Here is a 23,415-nt window from a genome sequence, read left to right on the forward strand (position 1 = left end):
GGCCACTCCGATCGGTGGCCACGGCGATCAGTCCACCAGCGGCCCCGTTTGCCGGGCGTTAGGTCGTTGCGGGCCTGCGTCTTTCGGGCTATTTCCGCGACCGCTGGTACAGCTGGGCGATGCGGTCGCGTTCCTCGGTGATCTGCCGGCGGCGGTCGGCCATCGCGACGGCCGGGTCCGTGCCGGTGGTAATGGCGGTGACGAGGGCGGCGGCATCCTCGATCGCGTCGCGGGCACCGACGCCGGCGGCCGGGGTGAGGGCGTGGTCGGCATCGCCGCAGAGCAGGACCGGCAGGCTCGGCGGGCGCGCGGTGGTGAGGGGGACGTTGCGGGCGTTGATCACCCGCACGGTCTCGGTGTTCGACAGCATGGTGTCGGCGAGGTCCGTGATCGCCGGGGCGGCCTGCCGGATCGCGCCGGCCCAGGACGCGGCGGTGCTGCGGCTCCTGACGTTCTGACGTTCGACGGACGATCGCTGGAACTGCCGCTCGATTCGACGATCTCACCGATCCCGGTCACCGATCCCGCGGCACCCTCTGTATACAGCAGGGGTCCGACGAGTCGGGCTCGCGGTGTAGATCGGACGGGGTTCGTGGTCCGCACCCGAAAACCGACCGGGTGATCCTGTGTTGATCACAAAGATCTGGGAAACGAACCGCTGCGCACGGTTTTTCGGGGGACAATGGGGGCGGCCGAGATCCGGCCACGAGGGGATTATCGGCTGTCACCGGCCGAGGGAATGTGGGGAAAGATCATGAGAGCCAAGCGTTTCGCCGCTACCGCGCTGTTGGCGGTCGGTGCCACCGGACTGACGGCGGGTGTCGTCCAGGCGGCGCCCGCACCGGCCGCCGAGGCCGGCATCAGCGGGGTCGATCACGGCATCGAATACATCGCCGCCCCGACCGCGGACCACACGGGCGTGACCACGACCGTGGCAGCCGGCAGCTTCGCGCTCACGCACGACGGGCAGGCGGTCACCCTCACCGATGTCGCCGGCCGCGAGGTCGTGACGGTGCCGCTGGCGGTGCAGGCCGCGGGCGCGACGGTCGCCCTCACGCCGCAGATCGGTGCCGACGGCCGTGCCCTGACGCTGACGCCGCAGTCCGACGGCACGCAGGTGGCGCAGAACATCGGCGAGGCGGAAGACACCATTGCCCGCAAGCAGCAGAACGCCGTGGTCGGCGCGCTGATCGGCGGCGGAATCGGCGCCGTGATCGGCTTCTTCCTCGGCGGCGTCGGCGCGTTGATCACCGTGCCGGTCGGCGCCGGAATCGGCGCGCTGATCGGCTACTCCACGCCGTAGCGACGATGCCCGGCAGCGGCCGTGCGCCGGCGGCCCGATCGCCCTGGGGGATCGTGTCTTCGGTGATCACGGCCGCGAGTCCGGCGTAGTAGGTAGCGAATTCGGCCTCGTCGCCAGGGTGGCGAGGTCAGGATGTCTTGTGCCCGTCAGCTTGTCGCAACAGTTCGGCGGTGATCGCCGAGAGCCGATCGGCCGCCTCGGGATCGAACGGTTCGCCGTGCACGTCGACGGGCGTGTCCTGCATGAAGGCAGACAGCGGTGCCGCGGGCGGATGGTCGAGGTGGCGCAGCAGCCGCGGGAGGGCGGCGTCGATCGGCTGCGCCCGTGCGCGCATGCCGGCCACGACTTCCGCACTGGCGGCGTCGTATTCGCCGGTGAAGCCCGTCGCGGTCAGGCCCGGATGGAGCAGTACGTAGCGCACTCGGCTGCCGGGATGGTGCCGCGCGAAGCCGGCCCCGAGCAGATCGCTGAGCTTCCCGCACTGCGCCATCACCTCGTCGGGGTGGTAGGCCCGCGCGAACTGCAGATCGTCCCAGCGAATCCGGGACAACTCGCCGCCGGGCCCGGCCAGGTCGAGCAGCACGGGTGACTCGGCGCGGTCGAGCAGATCGGCGAGGCCGTGCCCGAGCAGGTACCGGCTCAGATAGAACAGCGCGAAGGTGGCCTCCAAGCCCTCGGCCGTCACGTATCGCCGGGCGCGGTAGTACCGCGCGGCCAGGACGAGCACATCCACCACCGGATAACTCTCGATGATCCGGTCGAGCACCCGCCGGTTCTCGGCGATCAGGCTCAGATCCGCCCGGATGAATTCGATGCGCGATTCGGCGCCGAGTTCGCGGGCCGTCTCGCGCAGCGACCGTCCCTTGCCGGCGTCGGTGCCCACGGCGACCACCCGATCGCCGCGCCGCAGGTAGGTCAGCGCCAAAGCCCTTCCCATGCCGTCGGTTCCGCCGCTGATGACCACGGTCTTCACAGTGTTCTCCCTGCTATTGGTCTGATGGAACAAAATAGTAGACTCATGAGTCTAAACCGGCAAGACCAGCTGACCAGACCCGGTGGTCCAAGTTGGCTATGATCGGTGCATGAACGCGGCAACCGACACCTCTCGCGCACGGCCGGCCCGCGGCCGCATCGATAAGCAGCAGGCGGTGCTGGCGTCCGCGTTCACCGTGTTCGCCCGGGTCGGATACGCGCAGGCCCGGGTGGACGAGATCGCGGCCGACGCCGGGGTTGCCAAGGCCACCGTCTACAACCACTTCGGCGACAAGGAGACCTTGTTCCGCGAGGCCGTGCGGTCGCTGGCCGACCGCGCGCTTGCGGCCAATCTCGCTGCGGTGGAACGGTTGTCCGACGGGGAAGATGTCGCCGGGACACTGCGCGACGTCGGAGCGCACCTGACGGCCTGCTACTGCGCCGAGGACTCCCGGGTCCTGCGGCGCCTGATCTGCGCCGAGTCCGTGCAGTTCCCCGACCTGCTGGATCTCGTCGACGAGGTCTCGTCCCGGGTCGTGCGGATGCTGGCCGACCGGCTCGCCCGGCTGGCGCTGGCCGGCGCCCTGCGCATCGACGATCCGGATATGGCGGCCGCGCAGTTCGCCGCCCTGCTCACCGGTCCGGTGGAGGCGCGCTCCCGGCTGGGAACCCGCGCGGTGCCGGAGGCCGACCTGCGTACCGTCAGCGATGCGGCGGTGACCACGTTCCTCGCGGCATACGGCCGCTGAACTGCCGCGTACCGTCCAGCGGTGGCCGAAACTCGTAATCGCCGGAACAATGTCGGGAGAACGCCAACGGGAGGGGCATGTCCATGAGCAGTACGGAACAGACGAGCAGCACCTGGGTGCGGCGCTTCCATCCGCGCACCGATCCGCAGGCGCGGCTGGTGTGCCTGGCGCACGCGGGCGGGTCGGCGAGCTACTTCCATCCGGTGTCCCGCATGGTCGCGCCCGCGCGTGAGGTGCTGGCCGTCCAGTATCCGGGGCGGCAGGACCGCCGCCACGAGCCCTGCGTCGAGAGTGTGCCGGAGCTGGCGGACATCATTGCGGCCGAACTCGTTCCGTGGCTGGATCGGCCGCTGTACCTGTTCGGGCACAGCCTGGGTGCCTCGGTGGCGTTCGAGGTGGCGTGCCGGCTGGAGGCGCGGGGCGCCGGGCCGGCCGGGCTGTTCGTCTCCGGCCGCCGGGCACCGTCGCAGGTGCGCACCGAGACCGTGCACCAGCTCGACGACGACGGCGTGCTCGCGGAGATGCGGCGGCTCAACGGATCCGACTCGCGGATCCTCGACGACGACGAGATGCTGCGCGTCATCCTGCCCGCCCTCCGCAGCGACTACCGCGCCGCCGAGACCTACCGCGCCGAGGCGGGGGCCACCGTGACCGTGCCGATCCACGCCCATGTGGGCCTGCAGGATCCGCGGGTGACCGTGGACGAGGTGCGGGCCTGGCGCGAGCACACCACCGGCGATTTCGACCTGACCACCTACGAGGGCGGCCACTTCTACCTCAACGATCACGCACCGCGCCTGGTGCGCTCGATCGAGGCCGCCATGTCGTCCTGACGCTCAGACCGGTACGGCCCCGGCCAGATTCGACAGCGGTCCCGGCAGTCCGGCCAGGTGCCGTTTGATCCCGGTCGCCACGGGATGGGGGGTCTCGGCCCGCAGCCGGTCGAGTTCGGCCTGCATGGTGTCCACGGCGTCGCGATAGCAGGCGTCGACCACGGCCGGATTCTCGGGGTCGCCGGGCTGAGTGGACCAGTCCAGCGGTGGCAGGAAACTCACCTGCACGGTCGCGGGCAGCGGGAACTGCGGCACGATCGGCGCCACACCGAACGGCAGGCCGGCGGTGTAGGGGAAGACCTTGGCGCGCAACAACTTGTCCAACCGGAGCAGCCGGGCGGTGCGGTCCCCGCGGCTGACCACGAAGACGGAGTCGTGCCCGCCGTTGGCGACGGCGGGAATCACCGGTACGCCGAGTTCCAGTGCGAGCCTGACGAATCCCTTGCGGCCGGCGAAGTCGATCCGGTCCCGCTGGGACCAGGGGCGGCACGCCTCCCAGTCGCCGCCCGGATATGCCAGCACCGCGCCGCCGTCCTTCAGGCCGGTCGTGGCGAGTTCCCGCGAGGCGGGGAGTGCGCCGACGCCGCGCATGCTGTCGCCGAGAAACGGTGTCCGCAAGAGGATTTCGTGTGCCAGGCCGAAGCTGGGTTCGTCGGGCCGGCGATCCAGCATCGTCATGAAGGTGATCCACACCTCCGGGGCCCAGTAGATCGACGAGTGATTGCCGACGATCACCGCCGGGCCGGAGGCGGGCACGTGCTGCGCACCGGTGACGGTCGGCGTGAAGTAGCTGACGTAGGCCCGCCCCAGCCGCAGCAGTGGGTGATCGGGCTCGGGGTGCTGCCGGGTTTCGGTCATCCGGGGTCCTGTCTCTCGCGTCGCCGATGCGGGGGCGGTGCGCGACGGCCCGGCCCGATGCCGCGAAAAGGCATCGGGCACAAGTGAATTGCTCCCGGTCACATCCCCATTGAAGTTCCCCGACGGTCGCACCCGCGCGAACCGGTGCGGTGCGGCCGCATCGCCGCCCGGCCGATGCCGGTCACCGCCCTCCTGCACCTCCAGGTTAGCAAGCCAAGCGATTGCTTGCTCGGTGGATGCCCGCGCCGGATCCCGGCGCCTCGCCCGGTCGTGCGCGGCACCTGCGGCCGGGTGCGGGACAGGCGGCGAATTCCGGGCCGGTCGTACCGAAATCAGTAGTGTTGTCGCAGTTTTCCGGAAACGCCCGGGAAACGCTCCGAGAAAACCGCGCATCGGCGAATCGGGCAAAGAGAACAAAACATCCAGCGTGACGCACGCCTCAATTGCCTCTAGCTCGGTGGATGTCGACGACCGCACGCGATGCTCTTGACAGTGCCCCGTATGCAGCGAGAACGTAGAGATAATTAGCGTAGGTAAATTAAATGCGCGGGATTTCTCGCTGTGTCCCGCGCGCGTATCGAACTGTCGAAGAACGTGTCGGACGAATTCAGGGAGATCGGGCATGGACATCCTCGGGATGGAGATCAAGGACGAGCAGGCGCAACTGATTCGACGGGCTACCGAACTGATCGAGAACGACGAGGAGATTCGTGCGGCCCGGCCGCTGGAGCGGGTGGGCGAGGCCGCCGGACGACCGGAGACCCGGCTGTCGCAGATCCTCGCGACGATCATGGAGGGCTATGCCGACCGCCCGGCGCTGGGTCGGCGCGCGGTCGAGTTCGTCGCCGACGAGCACGGGCGCCGGCATGCCCGGCTGCTGCCCCGTTTCGAGACCATCACCTACGGTCAGCTCTGGGAGCGGGTCCGCGCGCTGGGCGGCGCGTGGTATCACGATCCCGAAAGGCCGACGCGCGCCGGTGATTTCGTCGCCGTTCTCGGTTTCACCAGTATCGACTACACGGTCGTCGACCTGGCCTGCACCTACCTGGGCGCGGTCTCGGTGCCGTTGCAGGCGGGCGCGGCGCAGGCGCAGCTGACCCCGATCGTCGCCGAGACCGCACCGCGGGTGCTCGCCACCGATGTCGAACAGCTCGGTGCGGCAGTGGAACTGGCGATCGCCGCCGATTCGGTGCGATCGCTGATCGTCTTCGACTACCACGCCGAGGACGACGACCACCGTGCCACCGTGGACACCGCCCGCCGCCGCCTGGCCGACAGCCCCGTCGAGGTCGAGATCCTCGACGATGTGCTCGCGCGCGGCCGCGAGCTGCCGTCCGCGCCGCCGCACACCGCAGGCGACGAGAACGACCTGGCCCTGCTGATCTACACCTCCGGCAGTACCGGGACACCCAAGGGGGCAATGTATTCCGAGCAGCTGCTGGGGCGCATGTGGCGCGGCGGCCAGGACCGCCCGCTGCCCTCCATCGGCATGAGCTACATGCCGATGAGCCATGTCGCGGGCCGTGCGTCGATGATCGGCTGCCTGGCCACCGGCGGCACGGTCTATTTCGCGGCGCGCAGCGACATGTCCACGCTGTTCGACGACATCGCGCTGGTCCGGCCGACCATTCTGTTCTTCGTTCCTCGCGTGTGCGACATGGTCTTCCAGCGCTTCCGCAGCGAGGTGGACCGGCGGATGGCGGCCGGGCAGGGACGCGAGAGCGCCGAGCAGGAGGTGAAAACCGAACTGCGCGAACACTTCCTGGGTGGTCGCTTCCTGGTCGCGGTGTGCGGTAGCGCACCGGTCTCGGCGGATATGCGGGCCTTCATGGAGTCGGTGCTGGAGTTCGGCATGCTCGACGGCTACGGCGCCACCGAGACCGGCGGTATCGTGCTGGTCGACAATCAGGTGCAGCGCCCGCCGGTCGTCGACTACAAGCTGGTGGACGTCCCCGAGCTCGGGTACTTCGGCACCGACAAGCCCCATCCGCGTGGCGAACTCCTGCTGAAGTCGCAGACGTTGGTGCCCGGCTACTACAAGCGGCCGGAGCTCAACGCGGAGCTCTTCGACGCCGACGGCTTCTATCACACCGGCGACGTCATGGCCGAGATCGAGCCGGATCACCTGGTGTACGTCGACCGCCGCAACAATGTGCTCAAGCTGTCGCAGGGCGAGTTCGTGGCGGTGTCCAAGCTGGAGGCGGTCTACACCGGCAGCCCACTGGTGCGGCAGATCTACGTCTACGGCTCGAGCGAACGCGCCTTCCTGCTGGCGGTGATCGTGCCGACCGCCGACGCGGTGGCGGCGCATCCGCAGGTCGAGGACCTGAAGACGGCCATCGGTGAATCGTTGCAGCAGGTCGCCAAGGACGCCGAGCTGAACTCCTACGAGATCCCGCGCGATTTCCTGCTCGAGACCGAGCCGTTCACCATGGCCGGCGGCCTGCTCTCGGGAATCGGAAAACTCCTGCGCCCCAGGCTGAAGGAGCGCTACGGCGCCGAACTCGACCGGCGGTACGAGCAGCTGGAGCGGGAGCAGCAGGACGAGCTGTCCGCACTGCGTTCCGCGGCCGCCGAGCGGCCGGTGCTGGAGATCGTGGAGCGCGCCACCAAGGCGCTACTGGGCTGTGCGACAACGGATCTGAGCCCGGACGCGCACTTCACAGACCTGGGCGGCGACTCGCTGTCGGCGCTGTCGCTGTCGAATCTGCTACAGGAGGTCTTCGGCGTCGAGGTGCCGGTGGGTGTCATCGTCGGCCCGGCAACGGATCTGCGCCGGTTGGCGGATTACATCCAGGACGAACGGAATTCGGACAACGGCCGGCCGACGTCGACGTCGGTGCACGGCAGCGGCACCGAGGTCCGCGCCGCCGACCTGACCGTCGACAAGTTCGTCGACGCCGCGACCCTTGCCGTGGCCGGCGGACTTCCCGCGGCGACCCGGCCGCCGCGCACCGTGCTACTGACCGGCGCCAATGGGTATCTGGGCCGTTTCCTCTGCCTGGAATGGCTGGAGCGCCTGCACGATTCGGGAGGAACGCTGGTCTGCGTGGTGCGCGGCAGCGATGCGGCCGCCGCCCGGGCCCGGCTCGACCAGGTCTTCGACAGCGGCGATCCGGAACTGCTGCGGCGGTACCGGGAAGTGGCCGACGGCACCCTGGAGGTGCTGGCGGGTGATATCGGCGAACCGAATGCCGGCGTGGGGGAGCGGGAGTGGCAGCGGTTGGCGGAGACGGTCGACCTGATCGTGCACCCGGCCGCGCTGGTGAACCACGTGCTGCCCTACGACCAGCTGTTCGGGCCCAACGTGGTGGGCACCGCCGAGGTGATCCGGCTGGCGCTGACGGCCCGGATGAAGCCGGTGACCTACCTGTCCACGGTGGGCGTGGCCGCGCAGGTGGATCCGGAGGTGTTCACCGAGGACGGCGACATCCGCGAGGTGAGCCCGGCCCGCGCGCTCGACGACAGTTACGCCAACGGTTACGGCAACAGCAAGTGGGCCGGTGAGGTGCTGCTGCGCGAGGCGCACGAACTGTACGGCCTGCCGGTGGCGGTGTTCCGGTCGGACATGATTCTGGCGCACAGCCGCTACGCCGGTCAGTTCAACGTGCCGGATATGTTCACGCGGTTGTTGCTGAGCGTGCTGGCCACCGGGCTGGCGCCGAAGTCGTTCTACGCCACCGATTCCGACGGCAACCGGCAGCGCGCGCACTACGATGGGCTGCCCGCCGACTTCACGGCCGCGGCCATCACCACCCTCGGCACCCGGGTCGCCACCGGCTACGAGACCTTCGACGTGCTCAACCCGCACGACGACGGACTGTCGCTGGATGTGTTCGTGGACTGGCTGATCGCCGCCGGCCATTCGATCGAGCGGATCGACGACTACGCGGACTGGCTGTCGCGCTTCGAGACCGCTCTGCGCGCGCTACCCGAGCGGCAACGCCAGCATTCCGTGCTGCCGCTGCTGCACGCGTACCGGCATCCCGACCTCCCGATCCGCGGTGCCGCCCTGCCGGCCAAGCGGTTCCAGGTCGCGGTGCAGGAGGCCGGACTGGGCGACGGCGACATCCCGCACCTGTCTCCGGCCCTCATCGAGAAGTACGCCAGCGACCTGAAACTGCGGAACCTCTTGTAGCACAAGAGGTCTGGACCGTCAGCGCGGGACAACCCCCGCGCGACGGCCTTGCAGGTAGCCGCGCCACGTCGCGTACCCGGCGCCCAGGCGATAGGCCGTCCGGGAGCGCGGAATGTAGTGCCCACCCGCGGTGTGTGGTGCGTAAGTTATTCGGCCGTCGAGATTTTCGAGCCAGCCCGTGTACCGCCGCAGATTCTGGCCGTAGGTGTAGCGGGCGAAGCTGTGGGCCAGTAATCCGGCCCGGCGGCCGCCCGGCGGAATCGCCTGTGCGGGTGCCGTGAGCGTGATTCCCTGCTTGTCCGTGTCCTCGACGCCGATGGGGACGATGACCGGAAAGCCGTCGCCCCCGACCCAGGACAGCAGGCGGTTCGGTCGCGCCGCGGTGTGCCGCGCCGCCCGTCGATGCCGGATCCGGGGTTCCACTCCGCCCTTGGGCGGCCACTGTGAGGCCGACAGGGGCGGCAGCGCGTCCCCGTAGACCTCCGGCGCGCTGTCGCATCCGAGGTCCGGCCACACGACCACGCGGGTGACGTCGATGTCCAGTCCGACGCGGCGATGATAGGGCCGCAGCCACCATTCCCACAGCGGCCCGACCTTCCGGGGTCCGGCGAAACGTTCCCACGCCTCCCGGTGGCGATCCAGCCAATCGCGCGTACCCAGCTCCGTCGGCCGCGCCCGGCCCTGCACGAGCACGTATTCCGGCCGCTCGGTGTAGGAATGATCCCGGGTGTGGTAGGCGATGGCGATCTGCGGATTCTCTTGCAGGCGTTGCAGTTTCCGCCACATCGCGACCGAGGTGTTGAGCGGCGTCATGGTGCCGCCGGTGCGCTCGCGGATGCCGAAGTTCGTCATCGGTGTCAGGATGACACCGCGCGCGGGCGTGACGTATCCGAAGGCGACCGCCTGGTCGCTTCCGATGATCTCGTCGGCGGCGTCGGACCATTGGACAGGCGGCATGGTGGGGCCCCGAATTTCCGTGCTATGTGAATAGATGCTGTGCGAACTAAATGCTAAGCGGTAGATCGCGGCGTGGCAACGCTGAGTACCCTCGTTCTGTGGATCCCATGTTCGAGTTCGTGCTCCTGATCAAGGCCGTCGCCCGGGAACTCGAGCGTCGGATGAACGAGGCGATGCAGCCCCTGGGGCTGACCGCCGCACAGGCCGATGCGCTGGCGGTGATCGGCCAGGCCCAGCCGATCGGTTTACGGGAACTCGGTGACCTGTTGATCGCCGAGGGCGGACACCCGAGCCGGCTGGTCGACCGCCTGGTCGAGACCGGACTGGTCGAACGCCGCGCCCCGGCGGCCGATCGCCGCCGCATCGAACTGTCGCTGACGGCGGAGGGGACGCGACTGCGGGAGCACGTCCTCGAGATTCGCCGTGCGCTGGTCGGTGGCGCGCGGGAAATGCTGCCCGCTCAGGACGTCGAGCCGGGGCTGCGGCTGCTGCGCGAACTCGTCCGGTTCACCTCGTTCTCGGAGCTGATCGACCGGCGGCGCGGGCTGGCCGGCGACGATCACGCGGTCATCTGACCGGCGTGCTCGAGGGCACGCCGGGCGCGATACTCCCGGCGCCACCGGGCGAACCCGATCAGCACCATGACGAAGAAGATCCCGTAGACCGCACCGGACACGAACAGCCCGGAATGGAAGGCCAGGGGCACGCCGACCAGGTCGACGAGCATCCAGATGATCCAGAAGTCGACCAGCGCGCGGCTCTGTGCGAAGGTGGCGATCGCGCTGCCGACGAAGATGTACGCGTTCGCCCACGGGGACCAGGCGATGTGCAGCCGGCTGAGGTGGATGAACATCTCCGCCACCAGCACGGTGCCCAGCACCAGCACCGCGAGCAGGACGATGCGCTCGCGCGGCGTCGCCGGGCGCACCAGCAGCCCGTGATCGTCGCGCCGGCCGCGGGTCCACGACAGCCACCCGTAACAGGCGAGCACCCCGAACAGCACCTGCTTGAGCGCATTGCCGGGCACGTGCGCGTCGAGCGAGGCGGCCAGCAGCAGTGCCGCCCCGGCCAACTGCACCGGCCACGTCCACATGGTCTTGCGCATCGCCAGCCACACCACGGCCAGCGACAGCAGGTTGCCGAGCAGGTCCGTCCAGAGAATGTGCTCGCCGAACAGCTGAAGCCCCGCGTTCATGCGGCGAATTCCCGCCCGCCGACGCGGGTTTCGCGGATGTGCATCTCCCGGACCTCCTCGATTCCTCGACTCCGGACGCACGGGAAGGCCCGATCGCTCCGGGACAGAACGAACCCCGCGCACTGCCTCCCCTCCGGACTCTCACCGTCGGTCCCGGAATCCCATCGGGTCGACCGGCCGCTGGCTGCGACCGGCTCGCGGACCGTCACCGCCGGTTCGGATTTCTACCGACCCCGGAGCACGCGTTCACCCCGCGCAACCTGGTTTGCTCGGCACCCTATTCCCACACGCCGCGAGACCGGCCTGTGAGGTGGATCTCGACACACGGGATGTTTCGCGGCCCGGTCCGGGGCGGCGCGGACGTTCCGGCACACGAATGCCCGCGTCGCCGATACCTCTCCCGCCAGCGCCGACTGCCCGGCTGTTCCGCACAGGGTTTCGCCTGTCATTCCGGCATTCTCTCGGCCGGAATCCAGCGCCTGGTGGGATCCCGGCCGAGCGCGCCGGGATGACAGGGTTGGTGGGGTATGCCGGGATGCCGAGCGGGCGAGACCCCGGTCGTCTCGGCAGTTGGTGCGACGGTGCGGGTGCGATGGTGGGGCCGGGGTGATGGGTGGCTGGTGGCCGGACCCATCACCCCGGCCGAAGCTCCCGTCGCCCCGGATGATTCCGGGGCCCCTCGTGCACTTGTGGTGCTCCGGCGGGAATCCCGATATCCGCTCTGGGCGGGCACTGGCATCGGGAAGGCGGGTGTGCCGGTGGTCGGGAAGTACTGTGCGCCAGGGCTCTTGCGCAGCCGTCCGAACCTGGTCCGAGGAGATGCGCGCGGGCCGAGGCGGTTTACGTGATGATGCGCAGGGGGTGCTCCAAGAGTTCCTTCAGGCGTTGCAGGAACCGGGCGGCGACGGCGCCGTCGACGGCGCGGTGGTCGGCGGACAGCGTGACGCGAAGGATCTTGCGGGTGACCACCTTCGAGTCGTCCAGGCGCAGCTCGTCCTGGGCGGCGCCGACCGCGAGGATCCCGGATTCGGGTGGGTTGATGACGGCGGTGAACTGCTCGATACCGAACATGCCCAGGTTCGAGAGGGTGAATGTCCCGCCGGACATCTCCTCGGCGCGCAGCTTGCGGTCGCGCGCCCGGCCCGCGAGATCGCGTGCCTCGGCGGCGATCTCGGAGACGCTCTTGCGGTCGGCGTCCCGGATCACCGGCACCAGCAGTCCCGCGGGCGTGGCCACCGCCACGCCGAGGTGAATTCCGTGGTGCCGCAACAGCTTGTCCCCGGCGAACGAGACGTTCACCGCCGGATCGGCGCGCAGCGTCGAGGCCACCGCCTTGACCAGCAGATCGTTGACGCTGACCTTGCCCTGACCGGCGGCCTCCAGCGTCGCGTTGATCTCGGCGCGGAAGGCCAGCAGATCGGTGACGTCGATCGCGCTGGTGAGGTAGATGTGCGGTGCCTGCTGCTTGCTCTCGGTCAGCCGCCCGGCCGAGACCCGCTGAATGGTGGTCAGCGGCACCTCGTCGTAGTCGCCGGAGGCAGCTATCGTGCCGTTGGATGACGCAGCGGAACCAGGAGCGCGATAGGCGGATTCGGCCGCGGGTGTGTCGAGCGCCGAACCGGCTGTCGCGGTATCGGCCCCCGACGCCCCCTCGCCTGGAGCGGAATCAGCGCCCGGGGCCGCCCCGGCCGATGCCGGTGCGCCGGGACCGGAACCCGCTGTGTCGCGGGCCGAACCGGGTGAGCCGGCCGCGGTCCCCGCCGGTGTGGCCGCCGCGGACTCGACGTCGCGCCGCGTGATCCTCCCGCCTGGCCCGGTCCCGGTAACCGCCGCCAGGTCGACACCCAACTCCTTGGCAATCTTGCGTGCCAGCGGCGACGACTTGCGCCGACCGCTACCCGATTCGGTGCCGGCGGCCGAGTTCGCCTGCCCGCCGACCCTCCCGCTGTGGTCGCCACCGGAAGCGCCGGAGCTGCCCTCCCCCTCGATATTCCGGCGCGTTTCCGCCTCGGATCCGGCCGTCTCGCGCTGACCCGTGCCGGGGATCTGCTCGGCGGGAGACGAACTCGCCTGCCCGCCATCGCTTCCGGCGTGCGCAGCCGACCCGGAACCGCCCGCGCCCGCCGCAGCGCCGGACGCCCCGCTCCCGTCGCCGACGATGGCGATCGGCTCACCGATCGGCACCCGCGCCCCGGCATCGGCGATAATCCGCTCGAGCACGCCGTCGTCGTAGGCCTCCAATTCCATGAGGGCCTTGTCGGTTTCGATCTCGGCCAGCACCTCGCCGCGGGCAACCGGATCGCCGACCTGCTTGAGCCAGGAGGCGACGACCCCGTCCTCCATGGTGTCCGACAGGCGGGGCATCGTGATTTCAGGCAATGTGGTGTCCTTCGGGTTCAGCGACCCACGGCCGCAAGGGTTTCCACCGCGGCGGTGTACAGCGAGTCGGCCGAGGGCAGCGCGATCCGTTCCAGCGGTTTGGCATACGGCAGCGGCACCTCGGCCATGGCCACCCGCCGCACCGGCGCGTCGAGGTAGTCGAAGGCCCCATCGGAGATCGAGGCGGCGACCTCCGCGCCGATGCCGTAGGTGAGCCAGTCGTCCTCGCCGATCACCGCGCAGCCGGTCTTGCGGACCGAGGTCACCAGCGTGTCGCGGTCCAGTGGCCGCAGACTCCGCAGATCGATCACCTCGGCCGAGGTGCCGTCCTCGGCCAGCCGTTCGGCGACCTGGGTGGCCACCGTCGCCATGCGGGAATAGCCGATCAGCGTGATGTCGGCGCCCTCCCGGGTGACTGCCGCCTTGCCGATCTGCGCGGGCGGAACATCCTCGGGCACTTCGCCTTTGGTGTTGTAGAGGGCGAGATTCTCCAGGAACAGCACCGGATCGTCGTCGAGGATCGCCGCCTGCAACAGGGCCCGGGCGTCGGCCGGGGTGCTCGGCGCGACCACCTTCAGCCCCGGTACGAAGGCGTAGTACAGCTCGATGTTCTGCGAATGCGTCGCACCCAGCTGCTGACCGCCGCCGCCGGGGGTGCGGATCACCATCGGCACGCTGGTCTGTCCGCCGAACATGCCGTAGATCTTGGCGGCGTGGTTGACGATCTGGTCCAGCGCGAGCAGCGAGAAGTTGATCGTCATGAGCTCCACGACGGGCCGCAGCCCGAGCATGGCGGCGCCGACGGCCGCGCCGACGAAACCCTCCTCGGCGATCGGGGTGTCGCGCACCCGCTTCTCGCCGAACTCGTCGAGCAGCCCGGCGGTGATCTTGTAGGAGCCCTCGAAGACGCCGATTTCCTCGCCGATCAGCAGGACGTCGTCGTCGCGCCGCATCTCGCGGCGCAGGGTGTCGCGCAAGGCTTCGCGATAGGTCATGACAGGCACGGTCGTGTGGTCCTCGTTTCAGGCGGTGGCGCCGTCGGGCCGGGCGGTGAACAGCGGGTCGGCGGGCAGGCGGCGGGAATCGCCGGGCACCGGCGTGGCATAGGTGTAGTCGAACAGGCTTTCCGGATCCGGGTGCGGGCCGGCGTCGGCGAACGCGACCGCGGCCGCCACGCCCTCGCGCACCTCGGCCTCCAGGTCGGCGGTGTCCTGCTCCGTCAGCACCCCGGACTCGATCAGCTCGGCGGCGAACCGGGTGATCGGATCGTGCGCGCGGGCCTCCGAAACGTCCTCGGCGGACCGGTATTTCGCCGGATCGACGACCGAATGGCCCTTGAGCCGATAGCTCACCGCCTCCAGCAGCGCCGGTTTACCTTCGCGCCGAGCGCCTTCCAGCAAGTCACTCGCCATATCGCGGACGGCCAGCACATCGGTGCCGTCGACGCGCTCGCCGCGCATCCGGTAGGACTCGGCCCGCTTGTACAGATCCGGCTCCGCCGAGGACCGTTCGACCGTGGTGCCCATCCCGGTCCGGTTGTTGATCACCAGGAACAGCACCGGCAGCCGCCACAGGGCCGCGATGTTCAGCGACTCGTGGAAGGCGCCGATATTCGTGGTGCCGTCACCCATCTGGCACACCACCACGTCGTCGCCGCCGCGGTAGTCGATGGCCAGTGCGGCGCCGACGGCCAGCGGAACCTGGCCGCCCACAATGGCATACCCGCCGAGCAGCCGGGCCGCGGTGTCGTACATGTGCATCGAACCGCCCCAGCCCTTGGAGGTGCCGGTGGTGCGGCCGTACAGCTCGGCCATCACCCGCCCGGGTTCGATGCCCTTGGCCAGGGCGTAACCGTGCTCGCGGTAGTTGGTGAACAGGTAGTCGGTGGGCCGCATCGCCGCCGCCAGGCCGACGACGGTCGCCTCCTCGCCCAGGTTCAGGTGGCAGTAGCCGCCGATCTTGGCCTGCTGGTAGCTCTGCGCGGTGCGCTCCTCGAAGCGGCGCACGAACAGCATGTCCCGGTACATGCCGCGCAGCGCCTGCGGGTCCTCGGCGTCGAACCGCTTGCCGGCCTCGGTGTTCGCGGCGGCCCGCGGCTTGGCGGACTTCCGGGCGGTCTTGCGCGGGGCAGTGGTCGTGGTCACGGGTGGGACCTCCTCAACGCTTGCGCGGCGCGATGTGTACCGGCAGGCCGAGCCCGGTCAGGGCCGCCTCCATGCCGATCTCGCCGAGAGTGGGGTGGGCGTGGATGGTGTCGGCCAGCTCGTCGAGGGTCGCCTCCAGCGAAACGGCCAGCGCGCCTTCGATGATCAGATCGCTGGCCGACGGCCCGATGATGTGCACGCCGAGTACTTCCCGATGCCGTTGTCCGGCAACGATCTTCATGAAACCCTCGGTATCGCCGAAGGTCCTCGACCGGCCCAGCGCCGCGAACGGGAACTGCGCGGTCATCACCTCGTGCCCGGCGGCGCGCGCCTGCTCCTCGGTGCGGCCGACGCTCGCGATCTCCGGATGGGTGAAGGTGGCCGCGGGGATCACCGTGTAGTCGATGTGCGCCGGGTGCCCGGCGATCACGTCGGCGGCGGTGAGCCCCTGATGGGAGGCGACGTGCGCGAGCAGCGCCCGCCCGGTGACATCGCCGATGGCGTGCACGTGCTCGACACCGGTGCGCAGCTGATCGTCTACCGGGATGAATCCCCGTGTGTCCGTGACGATCCCGGCGGCCTCCAGGCCGAGGTCGGCGGTGTTGGGCCGGCGCCCCACCCCGACGAGCACCACATCGGCGTCGAGCTCACGCGCCTGCGGGCCGCCGACGGTGACACGCAGCGCATCGCCCTCGGCGATCGAGTCGACCGTCGATCCGGTCAGCACGGTGATCCCGCGCTTGGCGAACGACCGCCCCAGCGCGACCCCGATGTCCTTGTCCTCCAGCGGAACCAGGCGATCCTGGAGTTCGACGATCGTCACCTCGCTGCCGAACGTGGCGAACAGGCTGGCCCATTCGGCGCCGACCGCGCTGCCGCCGACGACCACCAGCCGGCGCGGCACCTCCGTGAGTCCGAACGCGCCGTCGGAGGTGATCACGCCGGGCAGATCCGCGCCCGGAATCGGCAGCCGGGCCGGGACCGACCCGGTCGCGACGATCACGTCCCGGGCATCGACGCGGCGAATCGGCGCGGTGGGGGAGGATGCGTAGCGGGGGCCGTCGGGAAAGACCGGTGACGGGCCCACCTCGTGCACCTCGACGGTGGTGGGGCCGGTGAAGCGGGCGTGGCCCTCCACAACCGTCACGCCGTTGGCCTTCAGCAGGCCGGCCACACCGTCGGTCAGCTCCTTGACGATGCCGTCCTTGCGCTGCCGCACGGCGCCGAAATCGAACCGCACATTATCGACCAGCACACCGAAATCGGCTGCGGCGGCGACGGTCTGGAACACCTCCGCGGACCGCAGCATGGCCTTGGTCGGAATGCAGCCCCAATTGAGGCAGACTCCGCCCGGCCGCTCCTTCTCCACCAGACCCACGGACAGCCCGCGCTGGGCGGCTCGGATGGCGGCCACGTATCCACCCGGGCCGCCGCCGACGACCAGCAGATCGAATTCCGGCACTCGTGGTGCTCCTCATCTCAACGATTCCGGCTCCGCCCAGGTTGTGGCGCGAGCCATCCCGAAAGAGTTTTGCCGCCACCCACCGCACAGACAATGACTCGGAAGCCCAGGAATCACGGTGCGAGACTGGGCGCTCCGCCCAACTGCTACCGATCGGTAATAGCTTCAACCCGCGGCGCGGACCCGGTCCGTCCCGGTCCGTGCGCGACCGGGAGCGCCCGTGCTCGGTGCCCGGAGCACAGTCGTTCGGTACGGGGCGCGCAGTCGTTCCGTACGAGGGACACAGTCGTTCGGTATGGGGTCGCAGTCGCTCGGTATCAGGGGCGCCGTCGCTCGGTACCAGGGACACAGCGCGGAGCAGAAGGCCGGTGGACATCGCGGCGTTCGCCGTCCGGCCGTCCGGGTGATCGGCCGAGCCGCACGACCTTTCGCGGATTGCTGCGCGCGGGTGATCTTCCGGCGTACAACGGAGATGTGAGGGCTTCCAAGTATTTGGCCGCGCTCTTGGGCGTGGTGCTGTCCACGGTCGCGACGTGTCTGCTCTCCACCGGTCCGGCCGCGGCGGCGGGTGCGGGGGTGGTCGGCGAGAGTTCCCTGGGCGGATCCGTGTCGCAGGTGGACGTGTACTCGCCGGCGATGGATCGGGTGGTGAGCAACAGGGTGATCCGCGCCGCCGGGGACGGCCCGGCGCCCACGCTGTATCTGCTCACCGGTATCGGCGGCGGTCTGGACGGGATCTCCTGGTGGGACGATACGGATGTCCGGGAGTTCTTCGCCGACAAGCACGTCAACGTGGTGATGCCGATCGGCGGCGCCTACAGCATGTACACCGACTGGCTCGCGGAGGATGCCGTGGTCAGCCGGGGCCGCTGGCAGACCTATCTTACTCGGGAACTGCCGACGGCCCTCGATCCGCATCTGGGCGCCACCGGCCGCAATGCCGTCGCCGGGGTGTCGATGAGCGCCGCGTCCGCGATAGATCTGGCCATTCAGGCTCCCGGGCGGTACAGCGCCGTCGCGGCCTACAGCGGGTGCCCCTGGTCGGCGGATCCCGTCGGGACCGGCCTGATCACGGCCCAGCTCGCGCGCGGTGGCGCCAACCCCGTGAACATGTGGGGCGTGCCCGGCACCGCGGTCTGGCAGGCACACGACGCGTTCGCCAGGGCTCCCGCGCTGGCGGGCAAGTCCGTCTATCTGTCGGCGGGCTCCGGTACTCCGGGCCGGGTCGATCAGGGCGGCCTGCCGTTCCCGCCGGTGGAGGCGATCGCCAGCTCGTGCACCGGCGCCTTCGCCGGACGGCTCGCGCAGGTCGGCGTGCCCGCGACCTTCGTGAACCGGTCGGAGGGCGCACACACCTGGGGCCAGTTCGAGGCGGACCTGCATGACTCCTGGCCGCAGCTGGCCGCCGCGCTCGGCGCCTGAGGAACAACGCGCTCGGCGCCGGGAAACTACGAATTGTTCATAAGAACCGGCCCGCGCAGCCTACCGAGGCCCTGGGCACCCCGCCGAACTCATCATGGCCGCGGCCGCTCTCGGCACGACGGCCGAAAGAGGCTGGGCCTCAGCAGTATCCGCTGACTGCGATCGACGCACGCATGCTTGCCCGGTTCGTCACCGGCGCCGGGAGCCCGGGACCGACGTGCGGTGATCGCCTGCGGCGCACGGCCTCAGCGCACGTTCGTGCCGGGGTCCATGAGTGCGCTGACGAGGTGCGGCCGGCGTCGGCAGATCAATGCCCGTTGTCCCGATGCGTGTGCCAACTCTTCGTCCCACGGTGGGTCCGCTGGTCGCGCGGTGGGAGGTGGCGCTCCGCGAGCACGTGTGCGAGCCGGGTGCTGCCGACATGGTCGATCCGTGTTGCGATCCGGCCGCGGGCGGTCGTGAGCCTGGGCCCGGTGCCGCGCATGGCCGGGCGGAGGTAGCGTTGATGGTGCTCGGTCCGCCGGATCCTGCCCGGCGGCGGGCTATGGCGTATGCGTATCCGGCAGAAATTCCCCGGGCCGGATAGTCGAGGGTGAGGAGTGCGCATCCATGACCCGGATCGGCATCACCGGCCACACCGGGCTCACGGCCGCCACCACCCGCCTCGTGCAGGACGCCCTCGCGGGCCGGCTGCACGTCTGCGGCTCGGGGCTCGTCGGGATGAGCTGCCTGGCGCCCGGTGCGGACCAGGTATTCGCCGACACCGTTCTCACCCTCGGCGGCAGGCTCGAGGTCATTCTTCCCGCGAACCGCTACCGCGACAACGCGATTGCGGCCGCGCAGCGCCCGGCCTTCGACACCCTGCTGCACCGCGCCGCGACCGTGCGGGTGATGCCCTATGCCGAACCGTCGCCCGCCGCGTACCGGGCCGCCAATGCAGCTCTCCTCGCCGACGTCGACCGGTTGTTCGCGGTGTGGGACGGCAGCGACGGCGAACCCGGCGGCACCTCCGACGCCGTCGCCGCGGCACTACGCCGCGGCGTCCCGGTCGACATCGTCTGGCCCGAGGGCGCGCGACGCGAATAGCTCATCCCAGGTCGAGCGCGTGGGGTCGGCCGGCGCGATAGCGGGCCAGATCGGCGGCCTTGAACGCCTCGACCTCGGGCGGCCGGTAGCCGTCGAACAGCGGTGCGCGGTGCTCGGTGGAGCCCGCCTCGTCGAGCAGCGCGTTGACCGCGTGGCGCGCGGCCTCGTTGGCCGCCTCCATCGAGGCGAAATCGACGTTCTTCGGCGCTTGCACATAGTCGGCCGCGAGAAACAGGTTCGGGATCGCGGTCTTCGCCGTCGGGCGGTCGTACCAGGAGCCGACGCTGTTGACGAAGAACAGTTCGTCGTCGGCGGCCCGCGGGGTGCCGAGATCGGTGACGGCGGGGCCGATGTAGTACGACTCGATCAGGTTGTCCGTGAGCACGGCGGGGCCGGTGCCGTTGAGGTGCGCCTTCATCTGCGCCCAGGTCTCGTCGGCGAGTTCCTGTGGGGTGCAGTCCTTGGCGAGCTTGCCGTAGAGCATCCCGGGCGTATCGGTCCAGTCCGACACCACGACCGAGAACGACTCCTTCTCCGCGCCGCTACCCCAGGTCGCGGCGAAATTCTCGCGCCAGAACTGCGATTGCGAGATCGATACCAGCTTCCAGGGCGAGTCGATGTAGGCGATGTGCCCGGCGATACCGGGAAGCTCCCGGTTGAGGTAATACTGGATCCCCGCCGACCAAGTGGTTTGCAGCGCAGTCAGTTTCCCGAATCCGGGATCGGCGGCGAGCAGCTCCGGCGTGGACAGGATCGGCCGCGCGCGTTCCAGCGGCACACTGAGAACGAACCAGTCCGCGGTCACCGTTTCCGTGCCGCGGGGACCCTCGATTCGTGCGGCGGCGATCCGGTCGTCCCGCACGGTGAGCCCGGTGACCTCGGCGGGCGTCCGGATGTCGACACCCAGGCCGCGCAGATAGCGCTCCCACGGGTCGATCCAGGCATCGTTGGTGGGCGCGTTCATGATTCGGTTGAGCTGTCCGTCGCTGCCGGGATAGTCGAGTGCGGAGTAGAAGATCGCCTCGAGCCCCTGCCCGATGGTGCGCGCGCTGCCCACCTGTGCCTTCAGCGCCTCGATGATCTGCGACTGCTGACCGAAGAGTCGTTGGTAGTTCACCGATTTGGTCTCGGCGCGGATGAAGTCCCACCAGGTGATGAACTCCCACTGGCCGAAGCGACGCTCATCGCAGCTGGTCAGGAAGATCAGCATGCGATCGGCGAGGTAGGCCTGCTCCGCGGGCGAGATATCGACCCCGGCCTGGAGCGCGCCGAGGACGGCCTGCCGGAGCCCGTCGAGATCGTCGAACGTATTCGTGATCCCGGCGGGTACGCCGAGGCCGAACCGCCCCCCGTCCCGGGCCAGCATGACGTAGTCGACCACCGTGAGGTTGTCGAAAACACCCCGGGGATTGCCGGGAAACGGAATGCGGCGCAACGTATCCGGAAGATGCCGGTAGAAGCCGAAGTAGCCCCGATGCCCGTGTTCGCCGGGAAGATCGCGGCGCCCGCCCCGCCCGGTATCGGGCACGGCCAGGCTTCTCGCCTTGCCCCCGAGCGCCTTTCGCTCATAGACGGTGACATCGAACCCCCGCTCGGCAAGTTCGTGCGCCACCGTCAGCCCGGCCACACCCCCACCGAGCACGGCCACCGTCTGCCGCCGCCCACCCGGCCGGGAGCCCGCGGAGGGCGCCCCGAACGTCAGCCCCAGCCCGGCCGCACCCACCGCGCCCCCGGCTGCCTGAAGCAGCTTCCTTCTACTGAATTGTCGGACACTTAATGTTGACTTAGGCGCGGACGATGGTAGCGGCAACATATCGGACATGACGCAGTTCCGTCCTGTACTAGAGCGTTCTACTGGGTTGACACGCCCGCGATCCTTCGGCCACACTGCCGCGCGCGGAGGCCCGACTCCCGAGTCGGGCTATGTTCATTGAGAGAATGAACATTAACTTAATGCGGCCAACCTACCAGGTTTTGCCGGAATGCCAACTGTGACAGCCTCTTTGGTGGTGATCTACGCCACAGGGATGGGGCGGTAACCCGATCGCCGAGAACTCGCTGACTGACCGCCTCCGCGTCGCCGCGTTCCGCTCGCCGCTGAGCGCGTCGTCGAGCGACGGCACTGTGTCCCGTCGGCTCACCGCAGTTCGAGGGCGGCCAAGGCGAGGGACAGTTCCACGTAGGAGCGCTGGCCTTCCAGAGGCCGGCCGAGCAGTGTCGAAATCCGTTGCAGGCGGTTGATGACCGTGTTGCGGTGGCAGTGCAGGAGCGGGGCGGCGTTGGCGGCGGAGCAGTTCTCCGCCAGCCAGGCGGCCAAGGTGTCCAGGAGAACGTCACGCTCCTTGACAGGTAATTCGAGGACGGGCCCGAGGGTGTGTTGCGACAGCAGGTCGGTCAGGTCGGGGGAGCGGACGAGGAGCGCCTCCGGGTAGCGGTCGTCCAGCGAGACCAAACCCGTTGCGTCGCCGGGCAATGTCTCCAGTGCGACGAGCGCCAGCGCGTGCGCCGAGTCCACGTGTGCCAGACCGGGTACCGCGGGTGAGGCGCCGGCACGGCCGCGGATGAGGGGCCGGAGCTGGTTCATCACGGCGGCGCCGTCGCGGTGCTCCAGGGACACCAGGCCGATCGTGGTGTCCACCCGGTCGTGCCACACCGAGTGAATTCCCCATGCGGACAACGTCGTTTCGGCGCCCGCGCGCAGCGGCCGGCCGTCTCCGCGCGCCGCGACCACGAGGTACGCACCGGTCGTCGGCAGGTTCAGCTCGCGTGCGGCCCGGGCCGCGAAGACCGCGTCGTGTGCCCGCCCGGCCAGCAGATCCTCGATCAGCGCGTGCCGGCGGCGCTCGTCGCTGCGCACCCGCTCGAGTTCGGTGTTGCGGTAGGAGGTGACAAGCGCGGACGACAGGCCGTCGATCACCGTCCACATCGCCGTACCGGCCTCCCGGATCTCCTGCGGTCCGGCGTCCTCGGCCTGGTCCAGCAGCGCTTCCCAGACGATCCCGCCGCCGAGCCGGAACGTGCGCAGCATCGCCTCCATCGGAACGCCCTGGTCGGCGCGGCGCCTGCCGATCGACGCCGCCACGTCGTCGCGTTCCGGATCGCCCGCCGCCCCGGCCAGTAGATCCAGGATCCGGGTCAGATACCGCTTGCAGCCGTCCCGCAGATCCGCCCGCGGGACCGAGGTGTAATCGGTCCACTCCGGGTTGTCGGTGAAGATCGCCGAGATCAACCGCCTGGTCAGCACCGGAATATCCGTCCGGCAGGCGTCCGCGAGCCGCCGGGTGCCCGGAGTCGAGAGTGCTGGGTGCGGCGCCGCCATGACGCCCCACGCTACCGCGGGCGAGAGCCGCCGACCTCGGGTGGTTTCTCCGTGTTTCCGGCGGAGAATACCGGGGGCGGGCGGGTTTGGTCGCCGCGCGGCCCGGATATTCCAGGGCGGAAAGCGGAAATGCCATCATCCGGATGCCGACGGTATCGAGCGGGTGGCCCGGCATTTGCGACTGTCGCCGGCGGCTTGGCGATCATGGGTTTTCCGGATCCGTGTGCCGTCGACGGGGAGGCGAGGCGGAATGCACGGGTACAGCAGCGACCTGCCGGTGGGTTGTGCGGACAGAGTCGGCGAATGTCGGTGTAATACTGCCCTATTCGCGGGAATCGCCGATCAGTTGGTGCGGCAGCTGTTCGATATCGGGCTGCGGCTGGACACCGTCGCCGCGACCTTCGACAGCGATGAGCCGCCGGCGGCGCGGCTGGACAAGACCCAGGCCGCACTCACCGAGATCCTCGACGGGCTCGACCGCATGATTCGCGATACGGGCCTGGCCATGCTCTCGGTGACGGCGGCGCTACCCGAGGTGGAACTGGTCCGCCGGCGGCCGCCGAGCGCGGTCCGCCGAGGCGGCCCTCCGGCGTGACGC

At 69.6% G+C, this 23,415-nt stretch carries 19 protein-coding genes; 8 read left to right on the forward strand and 11 right to left on the reverse strand.

The window, feature by feature from the left end; all coding sequences use genetic code 11:
- Positions 1-88 precede the first annotated feature (88 nt).
- A complete protein-coding gene (locus D892_RS0122575) occupies positions 89-493 on the reverse strand; it encodes an FAD-dependent monooxygenase (protein WP_156959635.1) in 405 nt (134 codons plus the stop codon).
- Positions 494-754: 261 nt separating this feature from the next.
- Here D892_RS0122575 and D892_RS0122585 point away from each other — a divergent pair, with 261 nt between their 5' ends.
- Entirely contained in the window at positions 755-1,303 is a 549-nt protein-coding gene (locus D892_RS0122585) for a hypothetical protein (RefSeq protein WP_024803416.1), read from the forward strand.
- A gap of 127 nt (positions 1,304-1,430) precedes the next feature.
- Here the strand turns inward: D892_RS0122585 and D892_RS0122590 are convergent, their stop codons facing one another.
- Positions 1,431-2,276, reverse strand: coding sequence for an SDR family NAD(P)-dependent oxidoreductase (locus D892_RS0122590; protein ID WP_024803417.1), 846 nt, complete (start codon positions 2,274-2,276; stop codon positions 1,431-1,433).
- Between the two features lie 109 nt (positions 2,277-2,385).
- On the opposite strand from D892_RS0122590, the gene D892_RS0122595 reads away from it, so the two are divergent.
- Both D892_RS0122595 and D892_RS0122600 read left to right on the forward strand, forming a co-directional pair.
- On the forward strand, positions 2,386-3,024 hold the full coding sequence (locus D892_RS0122595) for a TetR/AcrR family transcriptional regulator (protein WP_024803418.1): 639 nt from the start codon (positions 2,386-2,388) through the stop codon (positions 3,022-3,024).
- 83 nt (positions 3,025-3,107) lie between these two features.
- Positions 3,108-3,857, forward strand: coding sequence for a thioesterase II family protein (locus tag D892_RS0122600; protein ID WP_024803419.1), 750 nt, complete (start codon positions 3,108-3,110; stop codon positions 3,855-3,857).
- A gap of 3 nt (positions 3,858-3,860) precedes the next feature.
- Here D892_RS0122600 and D892_RS47870 read toward each other — a convergent pair whose 3' ends face one another.
- Entirely contained in the window at positions 3,861-4,715 is an 855-nt protein-coding gene (locus tag D892_RS47870) for a 1-acyl-sn-glycerol-3-phosphate acyltransferase (protein ID WP_024803420.1), read from the reverse strand.
- A 622-nt stretch (positions 4,716-5,337) separates the two neighbouring features.
- Between D892_RS47870 and car the strand changes: the two genes are divergently transcribed.
- Positions 5,338-8,853: a carboxylic acid reductase gene (gene car, locus D892_RS0122610; RefSeq protein ID WP_024803421.1), complete on the forward strand. Its 3,516-nt coding sequence runs from the start codon at positions 5,338-5,340 to the stop codon at positions 8,851-8,853.
- 18 nt (positions 8,854-8,871) lie between these two features.
- Here the strand turns inward: car and D892_RS0122615 are convergent, their stop codons facing one another.
- Positions 8,872-9,810, reverse strand: coding sequence for a hypothetical protein (locus tag D892_RS0122615; protein WP_024803422.1), 939 nt, complete (start codon positions 9,808-9,810; stop codon positions 8,872-8,874).
- A gap of 107 nt (positions 9,811-9,917) precedes the next feature.
- Between D892_RS0122615 and D892_RS43940 the strand changes: the two genes are divergently transcribed.
- Positions 9,918-10,385 carry a MarR family winged helix-turn-helix transcriptional regulator gene (locus tag D892_RS43940; RefSeq protein WP_051499146.1) on the forward strand — a complete coding sequence of 156 codons (468 nt, stop codon included), beginning with the start codon at positions 9,918-9,920 and terminating at the stop codon, positions 10,383-10,385.
- Here D892_RS43940 and pnuC read toward each other — a convergent pair.
- The 5 genes from pnuC to lpdA form a co-directional block, all read right to left on the reverse strand.
- Positions 10,370-11,005, reverse strand: a complete 636-nt coding sequence (pnuC, locus tag D892_RS0122625) for a nicotinamide riboside transporter PnuC (RefSeq protein ID WP_036567397.1) — start codon at positions 11,003-11,005, stop codon at positions 10,370-10,372. The genes D892_RS43940 and pnuC overlap by 16 nt on opposite strands.
- Positions 11,006-11,845: 840 nt before the next feature.
- The gene (locus tag D892_RS0122630) at positions 11,846-13,384 is read right to left on the reverse strand and encodes a dihydrolipoamide acetyltransferase family protein (RefSeq protein ID WP_024803425.1); all 1,539 of its coding nucleotides are present in this window, start codon (positions 13,382-13,384) and stop codon (positions 11,846-11,848) included.
- A 17-nt stretch (positions 13,385-13,401) separates the two neighbouring features.
- A complete protein-coding gene (locus tag D892_RS0122635) occupies positions 13,402-14,379 on the reverse strand; it encodes an alpha-ketoacid dehydrogenase subunit beta (RefSeq protein WP_198036969.1) in 978 nt (325 codons plus the stop codon).
- A gap of 27 nt (positions 14,380-14,406) precedes the next feature.
- Positions 14,407-15,528, reverse strand: coding sequence for a pyruvate dehydrogenase (acetyl-transferring) E1 component subunit alpha (gene pdhA / locus D892_RS0122640; protein WP_024803427.1), 1,122 nt, complete (start codon positions 15,526-15,528; stop codon positions 14,407-14,409).
- Between the two features lie 13 nt (positions 15,529-15,541).
- Positions 15,542-16,990 carry a dihydrolipoyl dehydrogenase gene (gene lpdA, locus D892_RS0122645; protein ID WP_024803428.1) on the reverse strand — a complete coding sequence of 483 codons (1,449 nt, stop codon included), beginning with the start codon at positions 16,988-16,990 and terminating at the stop codon, positions 15,542-15,544.
- Between the two features lie 513 nt (positions 16,991-17,503).
- Between lpdA and D892_RS0122650 the strand changes: the two genes are divergently transcribed.
- Positions 17,504-18,412 (forward strand): alpha/beta hydrolase, encoded by a 909-nt coding sequence (locus tag D892_RS0122650; protein WP_369801830.1) that lies wholly within the window; start codon positions 17,504-17,506, stop codon positions 18,410-18,412.
- 609 nt (positions 18,413-19,021) lie between these two features.
- Entirely contained in the window at positions 19,022-19,498 is a 477-nt protein-coding gene (locus D892_RS0122655) for a hypothetical protein (protein WP_024803430.1), read from the forward strand.
- Position 19,499: 1 nt separating this feature from the next.
- On the opposite strand, the gene D892_RS0122660 is transcribed toward D892_RS0122655, so the two are convergent.
- A complete protein-coding gene (locus tag D892_RS0122660; protein ID WP_156959636.1) occupies positions 19,500-21,320 on the reverse strand; it encodes an FAD-dependent oxidoreductase in 1,821 nt (606 codons plus the stop codon).
- Positions 21,321-21,635: 315 nt separating this feature from the next.
- The gene (locus D892_RS41955) at positions 21,636-22,817 is read right to left on the reverse strand and encodes a CdaR family transcriptional regulator (protein ID WP_036567401.1); all 1,182 of its coding nucleotides are present in this window, start codon (positions 22,815-22,817) and stop codon (positions 21,636-21,638) included.
- Positions 22,818-23,166: 349 nt separating this feature from the next.
- On the opposite strand from D892_RS41955, the gene D892_RS0122670 reads away from it, so the two are divergent.
- Positions 23,167-23,412, forward strand: coding sequence for a hypothetical protein (locus D892_RS0122670; protein WP_156959637.1), 246 nt, complete (start codon positions 23,167-23,169; stop codon positions 23,410-23,412).
- Positions 23,413-23,415 lie beyond the last annotated feature (3 nt).

The organism is Nocardia sp. BMG51109 (genome assembly GCF_000526215.1).
GTDB lineage: Bacteria > Actinomycetota > Actinomycetes > Mycobacteriales > Mycobacteriaceae > Nocardia.